Raw genomic sequence first — 20785 nt, forward strand, 5'->3', positions numbered from 1 at the left:
GACCCACAGGCTCACATGCCCCGGCATCGTCGGATGTGTATGAGGTGCATCGCCGCCTCCCGGTGCGCTCCGTTGTACAGCTCCACCCTCCCCGCAGCCGCCGCGTAGCTGTTCATCGCGTAGTGGCACGCCGTCTTCCCCCACCCCGGCGCGTGCCTCCACACGCACCCGTACTCCTCTCCCCGGTGCCACTCCTTCCCCTCCTCCCACCTCACGTGCCTCCTCTCTCCTCCGCTCATGGCGCGCCCTCCGACGGCTCCACGGGCGGCAGCGCCTCCGGCGGCACGTACCGGGACGGCACATCCGGGCGGAGGCCCCGCGCGTGCGCCAGGTGGAACAGCGCCACGGCCTCCAGGCACACCCGTGCCTCGGTGTTCGCCGCGTCTGGAGGCAACGCATCACGCAAGCGCTGCTGCTCCAGCTCGCCGTGCCAGTCCTCCACCCGCGCCTCCAGCGCGGACTCGAACGCGCGCACGTCCCCCGCCACCAGCGCCTCCAGCACCTCGAAGCGCGCGGAGGACACCCCGACCCGAGACGCCTCCTCGAGCACCGGCGCCAGCGCCTCGCCCTTCACCTCGCACGCCAGCGCATGGAAGAAGAGGAAGTCCGCCCGAGGCTCCATCCGCCGCGTCCACCGCGGTGTCACCCGGAGCGCCACGGCTCGCGCCAGCGCCCCATGGCCCGCCGCCAGCGCGTCCATCAGGGGCAGCGCGCGGCTGGCGCAGAGCGCGTACGGGTCCAGGTCCTGCCGCCGCTCGCGCGCCACGAGCAGGCCGAGGTACGCCTCCGCGCCTCGCGCCAGGCTTCGCCGGAAGCCCTCCACGTCCAGGTCCGCCAGCAGCAGCCCGCAGGCGAGCCGCCGGTGGCTCTCACACAGCGTGAGCACCCGCCCCGCGTCCAGCGCGCCTTCCGCCACGCTCCGCCCGTCCCGCCCCAGCGCGTGCAGCAGGTTGGCCAGCGTCAGCTCCAGGTCCAGCATCGTCATGCGGCCCCCAGGTGCTTCTGCTTCCTCCATCCAGGCTACGGTTACGGTCCGGTCACCCTCGCCGCCGCGAGATGCCCCGCGTCACCCTGCGAGAACACGAGCGTCGAAGGTCCCCGCGCATCGCCGCGGACGAACGCACGCGCCGCCGCGCACAGCGCCACGGCCCCGCTGGCCGCCCCCGTGTCCCCCAGGCTGGACGCGGGCAGGTGCATCGCCGCGGACACCCCGGGCCGCGCCTCGCGCACCGGGACACAGGCGTAGCCCCACGCCGCCGCGCGGTGCTCCTGCCCGTTCAGGTCCCCATATACGTCCCCGACCTCCACGTCGGCCGGCCACACCGCCAGCAGCAGCTCCGCCAGCCGGCGTCCCAGGGCCGGAGGCCCGTCGCCCTCGGGAGTCCCGACCTCCACCGCCTCGACGTAGCCCTGGACCGACGCCTGCCTTCGCTGGGCCCCGCGCTCCGTCTCCAGCACCACGGCCGCCGCGGCCTCGCCAGGCATGAGCCCCACCGGCCGGTCCGGCGTCTTCAGCCAGCGTCGCGCGCTCAGCCACGCCAGCGACTCGGGCGTCACCAGGCTGTCCACGCCCAGCACCACCACCCGCTCCGCCTCACCGGACTCCAGCAGCCGCGCCGCCTCCTTCACTCCTGCCAGCGCCGCCGCATGGCCCCGCCAGAGTGGCGCGTGCCACCGCACCGGAAGACCGGACAGCACCCGCGCCATGAGGCCATCACGGAGCCGCTCCGCCAGCCACGTGTCGAAGACGCCCTCGTCCTCCACGCGCACCGGTGACAGGCAGGGCAGGAGGACGGTGCCACCCCATGCCTCGGGCGCGGAGCTCTTCATCCCCGACGCGCCCGCCGCCTCCTCGAGCGCCCAGCCCCCCAGCCGCACCAGCCGCGACGGCAGCGGCAGGCCCGCGAGGAGGCGCAGGGGATGCCCCGTCACCCGGTACGCCTCGGGTGTGTCCTCGTCCACGCCCTGCCACTCCACGGGAGCGGGGCGGCTGACTCCCGCCCGCAGGGCCGCGCATGCCGGCGCCGCCCCGTATCCGATGGCCGACATCAGCCCCAGCCCGGTCATCGCCAGGCGCATCCGCGACCTCCATGCCGCGGGAAAAGCCTATGGGCGGGGCGGGGACGTCCACCACTCAGTGCACCGTCGAGCCGCCCCCACCGTCCGGTCCACCACGTTTCGGCCACGGCGCCATCCCAGGCCTCCACAGCCCCATCGACTGGGACTCCTTCATCAGCCGCTCGGTCAGCTCACCCGCCATCTCGAGCACCGGCCCGCAGACCGCGTCGCCCCACAGCTCCTCCAGGAGGCCCTCGCGCATGCGGAGCCCCGCGGGAGTGAGCACGGTGAGGCGGCAGCGCGTCCCGGAGGGCGGCGGCGGCCTGGGATGGCGCAAAGGGCCGGTCGCCTCCACCAGCGGCCCGCAGACGCGCAGCAACCGCCGCATCTCGTCCACCATGAAGGGGGCGGGGTCCGTGAAGCCCGTGAAGTCGCCCCTCCCATCCAGCCACCGCGCGGTGCCGTCCCAGTAGGCGCACACCACCTCCGGCCGGCCCTGGCGCGAGTGCTCGATGACGAGCCCCAGGATGCGCGCGGCGACCTCCGGCCCCGGCGCCTCCCCGAGCTGCCGCAGGTAGTTCCAGAACTGGAAGCAGGAGCGCGCGTCGTGTCCCTCGTCTTCCAGGAGGCGGTACAGCTCCTCGATGGCGAGCGCCCGGTGCTCCCGCGCCACCCACGCGGCCACCCGCGCGAGGCGCCGACAGTCGGAACTCACCTGCCCGCCCATCGCCTCCTGCTGGAGGACGAAGCGGGCCACGGACTCCAGCGACTCATCCGCGAACAGCTGCTCACGCAGCGAAGCGTGCGGGTCCCACACCACCGCCGACCCCAGCGCTCCGTTCTCGCGGCCGGTCCGCCGCCTCAGCAGCCGCCGCAACCCATTCATCCAGCGCATCATGCCCCGCGAATCCAATGAAACCTCCGGACACCGTAGACCGGCCCCCACGCCGAACGCGACCCCAGTGGTTGCCTCGGAAACGCCCCACCCCGCAGAGCCTCCTGCTCCGGGGCCCTGCCTGACACGGACGGAGACCCGTGCCAGGGGAGCGGACGTGGACCGGGCCCCTCCGCCGACACGCCGCGGCAATCCCGGAGTCGAGCCCTCGCCCCTCCCGTCGACGCAATGCATTACAGGCGCGCCATCCCCCAATAGGCATGGCGCCATGCGTGAATGACGCAATGCATTGTCACCCCCTGCCCCGTGACTCATGGGGTCTGAATGACACATGACGCACGGCACAATGCGATAACACGGCGCACTGTATTGACTCAGAAATCAATCCCCGGCACTAGCACCCCCGGTGTTCGGGATTCGCCGCGCCGTGGGGAAGATTGAGACACGTCTTGGATTAACTTCACGCGCGGCTCCCGGGCCTTCTGTCTCCCCTGCTCGAAGGAGCTCTCATGAAGCAGCTGCGTACCGTGGTCCCGGCACTCCTGGCCCTGGGTCTCCTGGGCCTGTCGCTCCCCGCCTCCGCCGCGGCGGAGCGCACGACGTACCCCGTGGTGTTCGCGCACGGCCTGGGCGGCTTCGACGACATCCTCGGCTACGACTACTGGGGCGACGACTTCGGCACCTTCGTCGGTGACCCGTGCAACGAGTTCCTCGAGACGAGCTGCAACGGGGACCTCCACAGCGCGCAGCGCTCCTTCATCGCCCAGGTGCAGCCCCTGCAGAGCTCGGACCTGCGTGGCCTGGAGCTGGCCAACGACATCGAGGGCTACATGGCCACCGCGGGCGTGTCCCATGTGAGCATCGTGGGCCACTCGCAGGGCGGCCTCGATGCCCGCAAGGCGGCGCGCGTGCTGCGCGAGCGCAAGGGCTACTCGGTGGTGAAGGTGCTCCTGAGCATCGCCTCGCCCCACCGTGGTTCGCCCGTGGCCAAATACATCCTCGACCTGGGCCCCGGCATCACCAGCGTCATCGACGCGCTGTTCCGCATCTACGGCAGCGTCGTCTACGGGCCGGGCAATGACGGCTACGCGGCCACCAAGGCGCTCGTCTACAACGACTACGACCCCAACGACGGCAAGACGACGGGCGCCAGGGTGTTCAACACGACCTTCCCCGTCAGCGCGGACTACGCGGCCCACTACGTGTCACTGATGACGGCCCAGTCCGGCCTCAGCGTGAACCCCGCGCTGTTCCTGCTGCGCAGCTTCCTCTACGACATCGACGGCGACGGCTACTGCGTGGACGACTGCGACAACGACGGCGCCGCGGGCAGGGGCGACGGCATCAGGGCCGAGGACGATGACGACGGCCTCGTCGGCATCAACTCGCAGCAGATGGGCTACCGGCTGCGCTACACCGAGCAGCTGTTCAGCCTGGACGCCCTCTCGGTCGACGCGGCGCTGGGCTACGTCTCCAACCTCAACGCGCCCAACGCCGCGCAGATGACGTCGCTGTCGTCCGTCATCAACCAGGACCACCTGGACGTCATCGGGCTGGGGCCGGACACCTTCGACGAGATGGAGTTCTACGCGTCCATCTTCAACTACATCGCGAAGAACGACTAGCAACGCCAGACATCAGGGGATGGGGGCTGAATGCGTACGCGGATGAAGATGATGCTGGGAGGCGCGGCGACCCTGCTCGGGCTTGGTGCCGGTCTGTGGCTCTACGCTCCGGGGCAGTCGGTCGTGAGCGCGGCGTCCTCCTCCCGTCAGCCCCCCTCGGGCGCCTCGACGCGCGCGGCGCCCCTCCCCTCCTCCGGGCCGCTGGCCGCTGCCAGCGCGCCCGCCCCTTCCACGCCCCTGGCCTCCGGGCCGGACGCCGGGGACGCGGAATGGGAGGCGCTCGCCACCGCGCTGCGCGAGCGCTACGGCGCGCGGCTGGACGAGCCCTCCGTGCAGATGCGGATGGTGGAAGAGCTGATGCGCTACTTCCAGAAGCGCAACCCGGACCGCTGGCGCGAGGAGCTGCTCGACTTCCTGAAGAAGTCCTTCCCGGAGCGCTACGAGGAACTGGCCGCGCTGCTGCGCAACCGCGAGGACTACGAGAAGTGGGTGAAGGACAATGACGCGTACCTGCGCGGCCTGGGCGACAAGGAGCGCCGCGCCGCCCTGTGGGACGCGCGCAACCGGCTCTTCGGCAAGGACATCGCCGAGCGCCTCTGGGCCTCCGAGCTGAAGACGCAGGCCCTCGCGGACACGCTGCGGGCGCTCGACACGACGGAGGGCGCCAACCTCCAGCAGAAGCTGTCCGCGTACAAGCAGAAGCTCCAGGAGGTGCACGGCCCCGCGGCCGACGCGTACGTCGCGCGCCACCAGCAGGAGCTGATGAACCGCTTCCTGGACCTGTCCTCCATCCAGCGCGAGCTGGGCGCGATGACGCCCGAGGAGCGCTCCGTCAGCCTGCGCGCCGTCCGCAAGGAGATGGGCCTGGACGACGAGGCGCTCGCGCGCTGGGACACGCTGGACCGGACCCGTGACACCCGCTGGGACGCGGGCGCCCGGTACATGGCGGAGCGCGCGGCCCTGGCGAAGGAACACTCCGGCGCGGAGCTGGAGACGAAGCTCCAAGAGGTGCGCGCGCGCTACTTCGGCACCGAGGCCGACATCATCGCGCAGGAGGAGTCGAGCGGCTTCTTCCGCTTCGAGCGCCCGCGCGTGTGGGGCCGTAACTGAGCGGAGCCGGGTCGCGGCCACCCCATCCCGGGGCCACGAACAATCCTGGCTTCCGCGCTGGTAGGAGACATAGCCTCCGCGGCACGGTTGTACCGGGGGGCGCCGGGTTCTTCATCCGAGCGTGTCTGTCATTGCGCGCCCTCCCTTTCACCCGGGAGATCCATGCCCCCCGCCCCCTCACGCGTCGCCGTCCTGCCGCTCCTCGTCGCGCTCGCCCTGGCCTGCGCGCCCGACGCGAGCCCGCCTCCAGCACCCGCCTCCGAGGCACGCCAGCCCCAGGCGCTGTCCTCCTCGGAGCCCTTCCTGGTGCAGGACCTCCAGCCGGGGAACCACAGCTCGAATCCGTTCGAGCTGACGCGGGTGGGCAACACCGTCTACTTCAGCGCCAACGATGGCCTCCATGGCCGCGAGCTGTGGATGAGCAACGGCACCGCGACGGGCACCGTCCTGGTCCGGGACATCACCCCTGGCGAGGCGTCCTCGGATGTCGTGCCGTGGGGCACCGTGGGCGACGTCTTCTTCTTCATCGCCAGCCGCCAGCAGAACCCTCGCCAGTACCAGCTCTGGAGGACGAACGGCACTCCGGCCGGGACGTTCCCCCTCCAAGCGGACACGCTCACGGGACTGCGCGGCTGGTATGGCCCCGCCGAGCCCGTGGCCGAGTTGGACGGTGCCCTCCTGTTCCTGGGCAGCGGGAAGGACACCGGGGGCTACCAGCTCTGGAGGAGCGATGGCACGGAGGCGGGCACCTTCGCCCTCTCCGGCAATCTGCCCTACACGGAGCCCTACTTCCTCTCGGCGGTGAACGGGCAGGTGCTCTTCCTCGTCAAGAATGGATTCGGCGCCCACCAGATCTGGAGGAGCGACGGGACGGCGCAGGGCACCCGCCACATCGGTGACACCTCCGTGGACATGACGAACGCCATGACCTACCCGCACTACGAGCACGTGCCCCAGGCCATTGGAAGGCTGCTGTACTTCGTGGTGCCGGACTACCAAGGCGCCCAGCTCTGGCGGACCGATGGGACGGCGGAGGGAACCCAGCTGCTCGCCCGCCAGGGGTCGTACAGCTCCATGCGCGCGCTGACGGGGGTCGGCGAAACGCTCTACTTCCTCCTGGGCTCCGAGCTCTGGCGGTCCGACGGCACCCCTGGAGGCACCGTCGCCGTTCAAGGGGTTCCCCCCATTGGCATTTCCTGGTTGCTCGAGTGGCGCGGAGCGCTGCTCGTGGGCGGGCACAATGCGCTCTACCGGCTCGACGGTACCGGTACGTGGACCCGGCTCCTGAAGCTGGATTCCGGCTCGGGCCACGCCGTCCGGGCGGACTCGCACGTCTACTTCACGGCGTCATCCACCGACGAAGGCGGCAACACGCTCGCGGGGCTCTGGAAGACCGACGGCACGACAGAGGGCACCGTCCATGTCTCCCCCATTGCCCGGGGCATCCTGAGCAGCGAGGACCCCACCCTTCCCTTCCGTTGGAACCTGGATGAGTGGCGACCGGCCACCGCTGGCGACTTCTTCTTCTTCTGCGGGACGGAGAACCCCGTGGACCAGGAGTTGTGGCGCAGCGACGGAACGCGGGCGGGAACCGTGAAGCTCCGCGACATCAATGCCATCGGCTTCGACGCCTCGCCCCGGACCCTGACGGCCGTGGGAGACACCCTCTTCTTCTTCACCTCTTTCGTGAGGGAGCCCTACTCGTGGCTGTCGCTCTGGAAGACCTCAGGGACGGGAGCCACCCTGGTGCACGCTCTCGGTGAGAAGCCCCCCCTTCCGCCCCCAAACCTGCTCGCGCCCTTCAACGACAGGCTGCTGATTTCCTCCCATGCGGGGCTGTGGCTGAGCGATGGCACGGCGGAGGGAAGGGTGATTCTTCGCGGTCAAGGCACCTCCGCGCTCCTCGTCCGCGATGGCACCCTCTCCTTCACCCATGGCGAGTCCCTGCTCTACCGGAGTGATGGCACCCCGAGCGGAACGGTGTTGCTCAAGGAAACAAGCCAGCCCAATGACCTGGACTGGCTGGACCAGCAGCTCGTGGACGTGAACGGGACGCTCTTCTTCGTGGGCAGGGACGTCACGGGGTCAGAGCTGTGGAAGAGCGACGGCACCGGAGCGGGCACCGTGAAGGTGAGGGACATCAATCCCGGGGAGCAGGGCTCCAGCATCCATGGAATGATGTCTTTCAATGGCCGGCTCTTCTTCACTGCCGTGGACGTCTCGCAGACGCGACGGCTCTGGACGAGCGACGGCACCCTGTTCGGGACGAATACCCTGGGCGTGGAGGCCAACACGCTGACTGCCGCGGGCGGGAAGCTCTTCTTCGTGTCCGGACCGAGCCTGGCGACGAGCGATGGCACGACGCCTGGAACCCGGATGGTGAAGCGCCTGTCCACGGGAGAGACGGCCCGCATCCAGGAGCCGACCGAGCTGGGCGGCAGCCTGCTCTTCGTCACGAATGACGGCACCTCGGGCGAGGAGCTGTGGAGGAGCGACGGCACGGAGGCGGGCACCGTGCGCGTGAAGGACATCCACCCGGGCCCGGGCGGCTCCAGCCCCCAGTCGCTGACGAACGTGGACGGGGTGCTCTACTTCCTGGCCGCCGCGGACGGGACGGAGTTCGAGGTGTGGCGGAGCGACGGCACGGAGGCGGGCACCTTCGCGGTCTCCACGCGACTGGACGCGCGGAGCCGGCGCCAGTTGGAGCCGGGCGAGGCCGCGCCGCGCATGGCGCGGGTGAAGCGGACGCTCTACTTCACCGCGCGAGACGCGGCTCACGGTGAGGAGCTCTGGGGCCTGCGCCTGCCACCCCTGACGTGTCCCCAGCCCCAGGTGGTGGAGGCAACGAGCACCGCGGGGGCCGAGGCCCGCTACCCGGCGCCTGTCATGACGCCCGACGTCACCGGGACGCCGAGCATCACCTACGAGCCTCCCGAGAGCCGTCCGCTCCCGCTCGGGACGACGCAGGTGCGGGTCAACGCGAACGTTCCTTCCGAGGGGGACTACTCCTGCGGCTTCAGCGTCACGGTCCGGGACACCACGCCGCCCAGCGTCACCTGCCCCGGGCCCCAGGTCGTGGAATCCGCCGCCGCGAACGCCGCCGTGTCCTTCCCCGCCGCCACCGCCACGGACAGCGTCACCGCCGCGCCCGCGCTCCACTACAGCCACGCCTCGGGGAGCAGCTTCCCGCGTGGCGGCACGGAGGTGACGGTCTCCGCCACGGATGAAGCCGGCAACACCGCGACGTGCGCCTTCACCGTCACGGTCCGGGAGGCACCCACGACGCCCCCGCCCGATGGCGAGGAGCCGAAGACGGACACGAGTGGCTGCGGCTGCGGCGCGACGTCCCCGAGCGCGGTGGCGCTGGGGCTCCTCGTCCTGCTGGCGCCGTTCACCCGGGCTCGGCGGCGCGAGTCGCGCCGAGCCTCACGGTAGGCAGGCGGGCCGGAAGACGGCGTGCTCCAGGCGCGGTGGCCCGGGGCACGTCACCGCGAGCGGGAGACACGGGCGGCCGGGCGCCAGTGCACGAAGCCCGGCCGCATCGCGCGCTGCTCACGCCGCCTTGTTCAGCCACTCCTCGTAGGCGCGGAAGTCGTAGTCGCGTCCGAGGAAGGCGTGCACCAGCTTCGCGGCGTCGGCGGAGCCACCCGGCTCCAGCACCTCGCGGCGGTAGGCCTGCGCGGGCGCGGGGTCCAGCAGCCCCTTGCGCTGGAACACCGTGAAGAGGTCCTTCGCGATGACCAGCGACCACATATACGTGTAGTAGTTCGACGAGTACCCGTCGAGGTGGCCGAAGGACAGGTGGAAGTACGTGCCCTCCACGTACGGGAAGGGCGTGTACTTCCCCTGCAGCTCGCGCACGAGCGCGGTGGCGTCCACGCTGCCCGGCTCGCGCCGGTACAGCTCCAGGCTGAGCGCGGCGTAGAACATCTGCTGGCGCACCCACAGGCCCTTTCCGAACTCGTCCGCGCGGCGCATCTTCGCCACCACGTCCGCGGGAATGGGCTCGCCCGTCTGGTGGTGCCGCGCGAACGTCTGAAGGCTCGCCGTGTCGCGCGCCCACTCCTCCAGCATCTGCGAGGGCGCCTCCACGAAGTCCCACTCCGTGCGCACGCCGGACACGCCCGACCAGCGCGTGTGGCCGCCGAAGATGTGGTGCAGGAGGTGGCCGAACTCGTGGAAGAAGGTCTCCACGTCGCTGTGCTGGAGCAGCGCGGGCTCGGCGCCGGGGCGCGGGAAGTTGCAGATGAGCACGCCCTCCGGCAGCCGGCGTCCCGCCTTGCCGCTCGTGAGGGTGAACTGGGCCGCGTGCTTGTACTTGTCGTCACGCGGGTGCATGTCCAGGTAGAAGCGGCCCTTCAGCGCGGAGCCCTCGAAGACGTCATAGGCCTCCACGTCCGGGTGCCACACCGGCGCGTCCGGGACGCGGCGGTAGGTGACGCCGAACATGCGCGCCGTCAAATCCAGCACGCCCTGCTTCACGCGCGTGTACTCGTAGTAGGGCCGCACCACCTGCGAGTCGAAGGCGTACTGCTCCGCCTTCACGCGGTCCTCCAGGAACGCCTGGTCCCACGGGTTCACGCGCGTGGCGCCGGGCACGTCGCGGCGCTTGCGCTCCAGCAGCACCGCGTAATCGCGCTTCATGCGCGCCTCGGAGGCGGCGGCAATCCTGGCGATGAAGTCCGCGGCGGCCTGCTCGTCGCGAATCATCTTGTCCTCGGTGGCGTAGGCCGCCCAGTTCCGGTAGCCCAGCAGCGTGGCCAATTCGTGGCGGCGGGCCACCATGCGCTGGAGGACGTCCTGGTTGGCGGGGTGCCCGCGCAGGCGGAACAGGCGCCACATCGTCTCGCGGGCCTCCGCGTCGCGCGAGTACGTCATGAAGGGGACGATGTCCGGGTAGTCCGTGGTGATGCGCACCTTGCCGTCCGCGCCGGGCGGGTGGGCGCGCACGTAGTCGTCCGGCAGCCCCTCCAGCGCGGAGGGAGGCAGGGCCTCGCTGCGCGTGTCCTGTCGGATGTTGCGGCTGAACTCCTGGCCGATGCGGACCAGCTCCTCCTGCAGCTCCTTCACGCGGGCGCGGGTGGCCTCGTCGCGGTCCACGCCGGCGCGGCGGAACTCGCGCAGCACCTTCTCCATCCACTTGCGCGTGGGCGCGTCCTCCCTGGACAGGTCCAGCGAGGCGAGCACGTCATAGACGGCCCGGTCCATGCGGATGTCGTTGCTGAGCGTCTCCAGCGCCTGCTCGGCGGCCTCGCCGGCCTCGCGCATGGCGCCGTCCGGGTGGGCGTGGCGGGCCACGGAGGCCCGAGAGCTGGCGTCGTCGAGCGCGCCCATCGCCTCGTCGTACAGCTCCAGCACCTGGCGCGTGCCGTACGGCGCGCGCAGGGCCTTGAGGCGGGCGATTCCATCGCGGGCGGCGGCCATGGCCTCGTCGCTGGAGCGGCGGAACTCGGCCGGCGAGCAGGTAACGAGGCGGGCGGCGTCGGGAACGAGGGTCTCTGCTGACACTGTCTGCTCCTGAACCTGGAATGAGGGGTGCCAAAGGTAATGCGCACGGCGCGCCGCGGCAGCAGGCTTGTGAGGCGGAAATGCGAGAGGCCGCCCCGGCGTGGGTGCCGGATGCGGCCTCCTGGACGTCTCAACGGTTCAGTGGGCTACGGCTGCTCCGTCCCACTCGCCCGGTTCTGCGGCTGGCGGGCGGTCCGCGGCACGAAATCCACTGAGTTGTTGTCCGTGTCGGAGCCATTGCCACGCCCCGCGTCCGTGCCCCCCGGGGCCATGGAGGCCTGGGTCGAGGAGGGCAGCGCCTTGCGCTCGATGCTGCCACCATTCGCGGGCGGCGCCGGCGCCGCAGAGCCTTCCGGGACGACGCGGCCCGAGCCGTACGCCAGGGTGTCGACGACCCCGGTGGTGTTGCTCGGGCTGTCTGTCATCGCCGCCATCCCCAGCCGCAGGTTGCCGGCCGAGTTGGACAGGTTGACGGCGACGGTGGTCGTCCACGTGAGGTCCGCCGCCACGGCCGGGGAGCTGTTCGTGTAGGCCGGGCTCGCGATGAGGTAGTAGCCGTGGGCGGGAATGGAGGTGTTGTTCGGGATGGTGACGACCACGGTGTAGTTGACCGTGCTGCTGGTGGTGCTCGCGGTCCGGTACTGGAGCTTCCAGCCTCCGATGTTGACGGGAGCGTCCGTCGGGTTGTGAAGCTCGACGAAGTCCTGGTCAGTGGAGGGGGAACCGGAGCCCGAGGCCGCGCCGGACACCTCGCTGATGACGACGTGGTCGGCCACCGGAGGCGGCGGCGGCGCATTCACCGTCACCGTGCCGAACTGCGCCGGGTTGTTCGGCCCGACGACGCCGTCCCGGTCGCAGTACACCCAATCCAGGTTCCCCGTCCCGCCAGTGAAGCGGTAGCGGAAGCCGTAGTAATAGGCCCCCGGCGCGGTGATGCGCAGGGTGCCCAGCATCTCATCATCGTTGCTGCCTCCCGGCACGCTGTAGCTCGCGTTGAGCGTGGCGGGCTCCCAGCGCCAGGTCTCCGGAGCGCTGGCATTCGAGCCAAAGCCCACCTCGGCGACGACGAACGGGAAGTGGTCATTGCCATACGGATTGCGGGTGGTGACGTCGCCATCGAAGAAGCGGCTGGAGACGGTCTGCGGCGTGTTGACGAGGATGGGGGCGGGGAAGTCCACCGGAGGCTGGATGTTGCAGAAGTCCACCGGCGGGTGGACCTCCATGAGGCACGTCTCGTTGGGCAGGCCCGGCGTGCCCCGGTCACCGCCCGGGAGGAACTCGCTGGCGTCGCACCAGTACCAGGAGAGCTCCCGCGCTTCCGAGGCCCCCAGCATCATCGGCACGAGGTTCATCGCGCGGCCCGGCGAGCGGGGGAAGGCGGTCGTGTAGACCAGCTCGTCCACCACGGTGGTGCCGGCCTGCACGGTGAGCCGCCCCGTGTTGTCCATGGCGAACGACCCTCCGGCGTAGCTGTAGTCGGCCGGCACGCCGCCGTTGGTGGCCACGTCCGCGTTCTCCGCCATGACGAACGTCCCGCCGCCCGGAACCAGGACGGGCAGGCCGCTGGAGTTCACCATGAAGCCCTCCTGGCGCCCCGCGCCGTTGTCGTAGCTGATGAGCAGGTTCGCGACGTTGAGCAGCCGGCCGGTGGTGCTGGTCAGCTCGATGTACTCGGTCGTCCCGAAGCTGGGGCTGTGCATCACCTCGCTGATGGCCAGCTCGTTCATCATCGGCGCCGAGGCCGTGGTGCACGCGCCCTGGAAGCAGACCGCTTCCACCCCGGGGCAGACCTCCTCGGTGGAGGTGTACTCGCACCGCGGCTCGCCGGCCCGCACCACGCACGCCCCCGTGTACGTGATGAGGCTCAGCCGGGTGGACGAGCACTCCGCCGGCCGGGGCGCGCAGACGACCCCGCCACACGGGCCGGGGACCTCGATGGAGGCCGTCACCAGCGTGCTGGCATTGCCGACGCTGTCGATGACGCGGAGGCCGAAGTACCAGGTCGCCTGCGCGGGCGGGAACTCGATGGTGGCCGACTCGTCCGCTCCCGGCGCCTGGGGCTGGCCGGTGGGCGCCTCCGTGGCACTCCCGAAGTTGTCCGCGGTGAGGGGCTCGGTGCTGAAGCGCAGCTCGTAGCGGGCCGCCCTGCCCTCGTCGTGGTCATCGCCCGTGGCGCGCCAGCTCAGGCGAACGGTGCGGTTGTCCACGAGGCTCGCGGCGAACGCGGGCGCCGGGGCCGGTGGCTGGTGGTCCTCGATGGTGAGCCGGGTGTCCACCGAGGTAATGCCGGGGTCGTCCGTGGCCGCGAGGAGGACGAAGTCGCCCTCCTGGTCCACGGTGAGGTTGGAGAAGGTGGCCACGCCGTCCACCGGGGCCACCCTGCGCGTGCCGCCCAGGGTGGTACCGGCCGGGCCGCCAGACAGGGACAGCGTCACCTCCGGCATGGAGACCCGGGCGGTGTTGCCGAACGCGTCGCGCAGCTCCACCCGCGTCTGGGCGAGCGGCTGGCGCACCTCGCCGCTCGCCGGCGCGGTGGCGAAGACGAGCCGCGTGGGCGGCGCCGAATCGACGGTGACGTCCTCCGAGCCGGACACGCCAGCCGCGGCGTCCGTGAAGGTGACCCGCTGCGCGCCCGCCGTCTGGAGGTACACGCGGAACGTGAACTCGCCCTGGTCCGCCTCCGTGTACACGTGGGACTCCAGCTCGCCCGGATTCGGGTCCGTGGTGGTGGTGACCACCGAGCCGGTGTAGTCCGTCTTCACGTTGCCGAAGCGGTCCCTCGCGGTGACGACGAAGAGGTTGCCCTGGCCCGCGACGACGGGCCCCGGCACGCGCGCCACGCCCAGCGCCGAGAGCAGGCCCGGCCCCACCGTGACGGGCGCCTCGATGCGCGGAAGCGTGCCCGCGGTCTCCCGCGCCTCGACGGCGCGGTCCCCCACGGCGGCCAACGTCACGCTGAAGGTGTACTGCCCAGCGTCCTCCTCGGTGAAGGCATGGCTCTCCGGCGCGATGACGGCCTGCGCGTCCCCTGGGACGTGGAGGCCCACCGTGCCCCGGTAGCCGGTGGCCACGTTGTTGAATGGGTCGAGGACGGCCACCGTCGCATTCACGGCCTGACCGGCGCTCGGGGTGGTGTTGGAGAGCACCAGTGTCATCCGCGTCGCATCCGCGGCCGCCACACGGGTGCTCGCCGTCACGCGCCGCCCCGTGCCCCGCTCCTCCACGGTGATGGACCGCGAGCCCGCCGTCCGCAGCTCCACCGGGAACTCATGCTGGCCGGCGTTCGCCTCGGAGAAGGTGAAGTCCGCAGGCAGCTGCGCCAGCGGGTCCGTCGACGTGAAGCGCACCGTGCCGGAGTACCCCGTGACGAGGTTGCCGTGGCGGTCCCTCGCGCTGACGGTGAGTCGTTGGGAGACGCCCGCCGTCACGTCCTCGGGCAGCCCGGTCAACTCCAGGTGGTCCGCCGTGTCGCTGGCCACCTCCACCTGGAGGTCATCGGTGAGCAAGGCATTGGCCACGTCCACCACCTCCACCCGCCGGGGCCCCGCGGTGCGCAGCACCACGTCCTCGAAGGAGCGCTGCCCCTCGTCCGTCTCCAGGAAGGTGAAGTCGTCCGGCAGGTCCGCCTGGAGGTCGTCCGACGAGAAGCGCACCGTGCCCCGGTAGCCGGTGGCCACGTTGCCGAAGCGGTCATACGCCGTGACGGTCAAACTGCCCGCCACTCCCGCGGTGACGGGGCCCACCAGGCCGGTGAGCGCGAGCCGGCTCGCCGCGTCCGCCTGGATGGTGATGAAGTCGCTCGTCACCGACAGCCCGCCAATGCTGGCGACGAACTGGTACCGGCCCGCCACGTTGACGCGCAGCGTGTCGAAGCGGGCCACGCCGTTGACGGCGGCCACCTGCACCGGCTCGAACTCGGGGTGGTCCACGAGGCCCAGCGTCACCGGCGCGGTGGCCGTGGGGACGACGTCGCCATTCTCGTCCCTCAGCTCGACGTGGACCGCCGGCAGCAGCGCGCCCGCTGTCCCACTGACGGGCGGCACGGAGAAGGCCAGCTGCGTCACCCCCGCGTCCTGCGTCTGCACCATCACGCTGGCGGAGCGGGCGGAGTTGCCGTGGTCGTCCGTCACCCGCAGCGCCACATGGTAGGTGCGGCGCGGGCGCAGTCCGGTGAGCGTCGCGGACTCGGCGACACCGGGCTCGGCGGGACGGCCGAGCGCCGGCCCCTCGGAGGCCGCGTCGAACTCGGCGTCGCTGGTGATGGGGCTGTCCGAGATGCGCAGCACCTGGGACTGGGCCCGGCCCTCGCCGCCATCATCGCCCACGGCGGTCCACGTCACGGTGGCGCTGTCGGAGGTGGACGCACCCGCCCGGAGCGACGGTACCGCCGGAGCCACGTCATCCACGATGTCGATGGCCGCGCTGGTGGCGTCGGCAAGCCCCTGCGCCGAGGCGACGAGCTGGAACGGGCCCTCCACGCTCAGCCGCAGGTTCGTGAAGGTGGCCACGCCGTCCACCGGGGCCGCGCTGGTGACACCCTCCAGCCCCTGGCCCCGCACCAGCCGCATCGTCACCAGGGGCGTGCCCACGGCCGTGCGGTTCCCGAAGGCGTCCCGCAGCTCCACCGTCACCGGAGCCAGCGTCGCGCGCACGGAGACCCGCGCCGGAGGCGCCTGGAGGAAGGCCAGCCCCGCGGCCTCACCGGCCAGCACGCCCACCTCCTGGCCGGCCGTCAGCGCCGCGCTGGCGCCATCCCGGACGGTGACCTGATGGGTGCCCGCGCGCTTCAGGGTGATGCCCGAGAAGGTGAAGCGGCCCGCGTCCGCCGCGGTGAAGACGTGGGAGGCCGGCAGGTCGGCGGTGGCATCCGTGGACGTCACGGCCAGCGTGCCGGTGTAGTTCGTGGCCACGTTGCCGAACGCGTCGCGCACCGTCACCTGGGCGCTCCCGGCGGCGCCCGCGGTGAGGACGGTGGGCAGGCCCGACAGCTCCAGCGAGGCGGCCAGGGCCGGAGCGACGGTGAACACCGGGCTGGTGGCGCCCTCCAGGCCGGGGGCCTCCACCTTGAGCTGGTAGCCGGTGCCCGCCTTCTTCAGCACCACCTCCGGGAAGCGGACCACGCCGTCCACCGCGCGCGCCTTCAACGTGCCCTCCAACACGGCGTCACCCGGCCCCGTGGCCAGCGACAGCGTCACCTCGTCGGTGGCGCTCGTCACGGTGCGGCCTCGCGTGTCCCGCAGGCTCACCTCCAGGCCGCCGATGGGCGCGCCGGCCGTGGCCGTCAGCGCGGTGGCGGCGAAGAACAGCCGCGTGGCGACGGGCGCGGTGAAGGCGATGTCCGGGCGCGAGGCCAGCACCACCGCGCCGCCCTCGGCGTCCACGGAGGCCGTCACCCGCTTCGTCCCCTCGCGCGTGGACACCACGGAGGCCGTGGCCCGGCCCTGCGCGTCCGTCACGCCCGCCGGCTGCGTCACGGTGTTGCCCTCGCCGGACACCTCCACGCGCACCGTGCGGCCCTGCATCGCCGAGCCGTCCGCCTGCTTCACGGTGACGAGGATGTCCACCCGCTCCTCGCCATCGGCCAGCACCCCCGACGCGCGGCTCACCTCCACCGTGGAGCGCGACGCATCCGGCAGCGGCTTCAGCGGCGACGGAGGCTGCGGCGTGGACTCACCGCCACAGGCCAGGGATAGACCCAGGCACAGCACACTCAGCCCGAGCAGTCGGGCGAGCGACAGGGGACGACGGGACATGGATGTCTCCGGGAGCAGGTCCACCCCGCGCGAAGAACACCACTCGCGGGGTTGCACTGCTTTCTACCAGACATCCCCATCCAGGACGTAGCCCACGGCCGGAAAGTTGCGGTGCCAATGAAACATGACCGAGCCGTGAGCGTCCCGTCAGCTCCTCGTCACGGAGCTACATGAGGGCGGCCATGATGGCGCCGCCGCCGAGCAGGGACTGGCCGCCGTCGCAGACCATGATGGAGCCGGTGATGTACGAGGCGGCGGGCGAGGCGAGGAAGAGCGCCAGTTGGGCGATGTCGTCCTTCTTGCCGAAGCGCTGCAGCGGCAGGGCGTCGATGATCTTCTGCTTGCCCTCCTCGCTGGGCGCGAGCCGGCGCATGCCCTCGGTGTCGTCGATGGGGCCGGGGGTAATCGTATTCACGCGCACGCCGGAGCCGCCCCACTCGAGGGCCAGCACGCGGGTGAGCATGTCCACGCCGGCCTTGGCGGCGCACACGTGGGCCTGCATGGCCATGGGCAGGTAGGCCTGGGGGGCGGAGATGTTGATGACACAGGCGCCCGGCTTGCGCAGGTACTCGAAGGCGGCGCGGCTGATGTTGAAGGTGCCCAGCACGTCGATGTCCATGACGGCCTTGAAGCCGTTGGAGGACATGCCCACGGCGGGGGCGGGGAAGTTGCCGGCGGCGCCGCACACGAGGATGTCGAACTCGCCGTACGCGTCGCGCACCTTCTGGAGGGCCTGGGAGACGGCGGCGTAGTCCCGCACGTCGGCGGCCACGCCCATGGCGGTGCCGTGGGCCTGGAGGCTCTTCACGGCGGCCTCGAGCTTCTCCACGTTGCGGCCGTTGATGGCCACCTTCGCGCCCGCCTTCACGAAGGCCTCGGCGATGCCGAGGTTGATGCCACTGCTGCCGCCGGAAATGAACGCCACCTTGCCCGCGAGCAGCCCGTCCCGGAACACGCCATCTGCCATTGACTCGTCTCCTGTGGAAGCGACCAGGCGGCGACTTGACCAGAACACGCCGCGGTGCGCCATGGCCTTCACGTGGTGGACGGCGAGGGCGGGGGCGCTGTGTTAGAGGACGCGACATGACCCGCCGCCCCGAAATCCTCGCCCCCGCGGGGGACCTCGACTCGATGAAGGCCGCGCTGGCCAGTGGCGCCGACGCCGTCTACTTCGGGCTGGACGAGGGCTTCAACGCGCGCGCCCGCGCGGAGAACTTCTCGCTCGCCACCCTGCCCCAGACGCTGGCGCTCGTGCACCGCGCCGGGGCCCGGGCGTACCTGACGCTGAACACGCTGGTGTTCGAGCCGGAAATGCCCGTGGTGGAGGACATCCTGCGCCGGGTGGCCGCGGCGGGGGTGGACGCGCTCATCGTCCAGGACCCGGCGGTGGCGCTGATTGCGCGCGCGGTGTGCCCCCAGATGGAGGTGCACGCCTCCACGCAGATGACGATTTCGAGCGCGGAGGGTGCGCGCTTCGCGCGGGGCCTGGGCGCCACGCGGGTGGTGGTGCCGCGCGAGCTGAGCGTGGCGGAGATTCGCCGGCTGGCGTCGGAGACGGACATCGAGCTGGAGGTCTTCATCCACGGCGCGCTGTGCATGTCGTGGAGCGGCCAGTGCCTCACGAGCGAGGCCTGGGGCGGGCGCTCCGCCAACCGCGGGCAGTGCGCGCAGTCCTGCCGGCTGCCTTATGACCTGGTGGTGGACGGGCAGACGCGCGAGCTGGGGGACGTGCAGTACCTGCTCAGCCCCAAGGACCTGGCCGGGGTGATGGCCGTTCCGCAGCTCGTCAACATCGGCGTGCACTCGCTGAAGATCGAGGGGCGGCAGAAGGGGCCGCAGTACGTGGCCACGGCGGTGCAGGGCTACCGGCGGTGGGTGGACGGCGTGGCGGCGGGGAAGCCGGACGCGGGGGCGCTGAAGCGCGACCTCGCGGACATGACGCTGTCGTATAGCCGCGGGTTCTCGCACGGGTTCTTCGCGGGCTCGGACCACCAGACGCTGGTGGAGGGCCGCTTCCCCAAGCACCGCGGCATGTACCTGGGGCGCGTGGAGTCGGTGCACGGGCGCGACGTGCGCGTGGTGGATGACCCGGAGGGCCGTCCGTGGACGGGGGGCCTGGGGCAGGAGGACGCGGAGAAGCGTCCGGACGCGCCGCAGGGCAAGGTGTCCTCTCCGCTGGAGGGGGACGCGCCGGTGTCGGCCGAGGTGTCGCCGCGTCCGGGCATGGGCGTGGTGTTCGACGCGGGGCACCCGGAGGACAAGCACGAGCCGGGCGGGCCGCTGTTCCGCGTGGAGCGAAAGGGACGTGGCTGGGTGCTGGGCTTCGGCAACCCGGGGCCGGACCTGGCGCGGGTGGCGCCGGGGCAGCGCGTCTGGGTGACGAGCGATCCGGCGCTGGCGAAGCGCACGGAGGAATTGCTGGCGCAGGGCGAGCCCGAGGGCCGCGTGCCGCTGGAGCTGACGGTGTCGGGCGCGGCCGGGGCGCCGCTGGTGGTAACGGGGCGGGCGCGCGGTGGGCTCGAGTTCACCGTGTCCAGCGAGGTGATGCTGGCGGAGGCGCGCGGTGGAGGCATGGACGCGGCGCTGCTGCGGGACAAGCTGGCGGCGCTGGGCGGGACGCCTTTCCACCTGGCCGGGCTGGACGCGGCGGGGCTGGCGCCGGGGCTGCACCTGCCGGTGTCGGAGCTGAAGGCGCTGCGGCGCAGGCTGGTCGCGGAGCTGTCGGAGCAGGTGGCCCGTGGGCCGGTGCGGACGGTGAAGGAAGGCTCCGTGCTGGACGAATTGCGGACGTCGCTGCGGGAGCGCGTGAAGCCGGCGCCGGTGCCGGAGGCCGCGCGGCTGCTGCCCCTGTGCCGGACGGACGAGCAGCTGGAGGCGGTCATCGCCGCGGGGCTGCCCGAGGTGGAGCTGGACTGGATGGAGCTGGTGGGCCTGCAGCGCGCGGTGGAGCGGGCGCGCGCGGCGGGGCTGAAGGTGACGATTGCGACGGTGCGCGTGCAGAAGCCGGGCGAGGAGGGCTACGACGCGCGCATCGCGAAGCTGAAGCCGGACGCGGTGCTGGTGCGGCACTGGGGCGCGATGATGCACTTCCTGGAGAAGCCGCCCGCGCCTGGGGAGGCCCGCCCCGCGCTGCATGGGGACTTCTCGCTGAACGTCACCAACTCGATGACGGCGCTGCACCTGTTGGGGCTGGGGCTGGACACGCTGACGTTCGCGCACGATTTGGACGCGGTGCAGCTGGGCGCCATGCTGGAGCACCTGCCGGCGGAGCGCTTCACGGTGGCGGTGCACCACCACATCTCGACGTTCCACACGGAGCACTGCGTGTATTCGCACACGCTGTCGCACGGGCGGGATTACCGCAGCTGCGGACGGCCGTGTGAGAAGCACCGCGTGTCGCTGCGGGACCACAAGGGGCTGGAGCACCCGGTGGTGGTGGACGTGGGGTGCCGCAACACGGTGTTCAACGCGCAGGCGCAGAGCGCGGCGTCGCTGGTGCCGCGGCTGCTGGAGCGCGGGGTGCGGCGCTACCGGGTGGAGTTCGTCCGCGAGTCGCGCGAGGAGGCCACGCGGGTGCTGGCGGCGTACCAGGACCTGCTGGCGGGCCGCATCTCCCCCGCGGAGACGGTGCGCCGCGCGGCCGTGCACGAGCAGTTCGGCGTGACGAAGGGCACCATGAAGGTGCTCAACCCCACCTTCACCGTGCAGCGCTGACGCACGGCCGGTCCGAGGCTCCGGGCACGCCCGATACAGGCTCTCCTGTATCGGGTTTGCTTGTATGTACGGGCAAGCCCCCGTTCAGTACAAGCCATTGAAGACGGGACAGCTCCGCGGAC

The 20785-nt window shown here is 71.5% G+C and carries 11 protein-coding genes; 4 read left to right on the forward strand and 7 right to left on the reverse strand.

All coding sequences use genetic code 11. The features are described 5' to 3' along the window. Positions 1-11: 11 nt before the first annotated feature. Genes HG543_RS15770 through HG543_RS15785 form a run of 4 tightly spaced genes read right to left on the reverse strand, consistent with a single transcriptional unit; the run spans position 12 to position 2956 of the window. Positions 12-239, reverse strand: a complete 228-nt coding sequence (locus HG543_RS15770; protein ID WP_169345590.1) for a hypothetical protein — start codon at positions 237-239, stop codon at positions 12-14. Next, positions 236-985, reverse strand: a complete 750-nt coding sequence (locus tag HG543_RS15775; protein ID WP_169345591.1) for an Imm49 family immunity protein — start codon at positions 983-985, stop codon at positions 236-238. The genes HG543_RS15770 and HG543_RS15775 overlap by 4 nt, the downstream gene beginning before the upstream one ends. 41 nt (positions 986-1026) lie before the next feature. Continuing rightward, on the reverse strand, positions 1027-2079 hold the full coding sequence (locus tag HG543_RS15780) for a beta-ketoacyl synthase N-terminal-like domain-containing protein (protein WP_169345592.1): 1053 nt from the start codon (positions 2077-2079) through the stop codon (positions 1027-1029). Positions 2080-2134: 55 nt separating this feature from the next. After that, a complete protein-coding gene (locus HG543_RS15785; RefSeq protein ID WP_169345593.1) occupies positions 2135-2956 on the reverse strand; it encodes a hypothetical protein in 822 nt (273 codons plus the stop codon). A 506-nt stretch (positions 2957-3462) separates the two neighbouring features. Here HG543_RS15785 and HG543_RS15790 point away from each other — a divergent pair. The 3 genes from HG543_RS15790 to HG543_RS15800 all read left to right on the forward strand — a co-directional run bounded on the left by HG543_RS15790 (position 3463) and on the right by HG543_RS15800 (position 9123). Next, on the forward strand, positions 3463-4578 hold the full coding sequence (locus HG543_RS15790; protein WP_169345594.1) for an esterase/lipase family protein: 1116 nt from the start codon (positions 3463-3465) through the stop codon (positions 4576-4578). Between the two features lie 30 nt (positions 4579-4608). Further along, a complete protein-coding gene (locus HG543_RS15795) occupies positions 4609-5688 on the forward strand; it encodes a lipase secretion chaperone (protein ID WP_169345595.1) in 1080 nt (359 codons plus the stop codon). Positions 5689-5850: 162 nt separating this feature from the next. After that, positions 5851-9123, forward strand: coding sequence for an ELWxxDGT repeat protein (locus HG543_RS15800; RefSeq protein WP_169345596.1), 3273 nt, complete (start codon positions 5851-5853; stop codon positions 9121-9123). Between the two features lie 117 nt (positions 9124-9240). On the opposite strand, the gene HG543_RS15805 is transcribed toward HG543_RS15800, so the two are convergent. From HG543_RS15805 to HG543_RS15815, 3 genes are all read right to left on the reverse strand, one after another. Next, positions 9241-11196: a M3 family metallopeptidase gene (locus HG543_RS15805; RefSeq protein WP_169345597.1), complete on the reverse strand. Its 1956-nt coding sequence runs from the start codon at positions 11194-11196 to the stop codon at positions 9241-9243. Between the two features lie 146 nt (positions 11197-11342). After that, a complete protein-coding gene (locus HG543_RS15810) occupies positions 11343-16949 on the reverse strand; it encodes a lamin tail domain-containing protein (protein ID WP_169345598.1) in 5607 nt (1868 codons plus the stop codon). Between the two features lie 166 nt (positions 16950-17115). Then, a complete protein-coding gene (locus HG543_RS15815; RefSeq protein WP_169345599.1) occupies positions 17116-17916 on the reverse strand; it encodes an SDR family oxidoreductase in 801 nt (266 codons plus the stop codon). A 116-nt stretch (positions 17917-18032) separates the two neighbouring features. Between HG543_RS15815 and HG543_RS15820 the strand changes: the two genes are divergently transcribed. Then, the gene (locus HG543_RS15820) at positions 18033-20663 is read left to right on the forward strand and encodes a U32 family peptidase (RefSeq protein WP_169345600.1); all 2631 of its coding nucleotides are present in this window, start codon (positions 18033-18035) and stop codon (positions 20661-20663) included. The last annotated feature ends 122 nt before the right edge of the window (positions 20664-20785 follow it).

Source organism: Pyxidicoccus fallax (assembly GCF_012933655.1).
Lineage (GTDB): Bacteria > Myxococcota > Myxococcia > Myxococcales > Myxococcaceae > Myxococcus > Myxococcus fallax.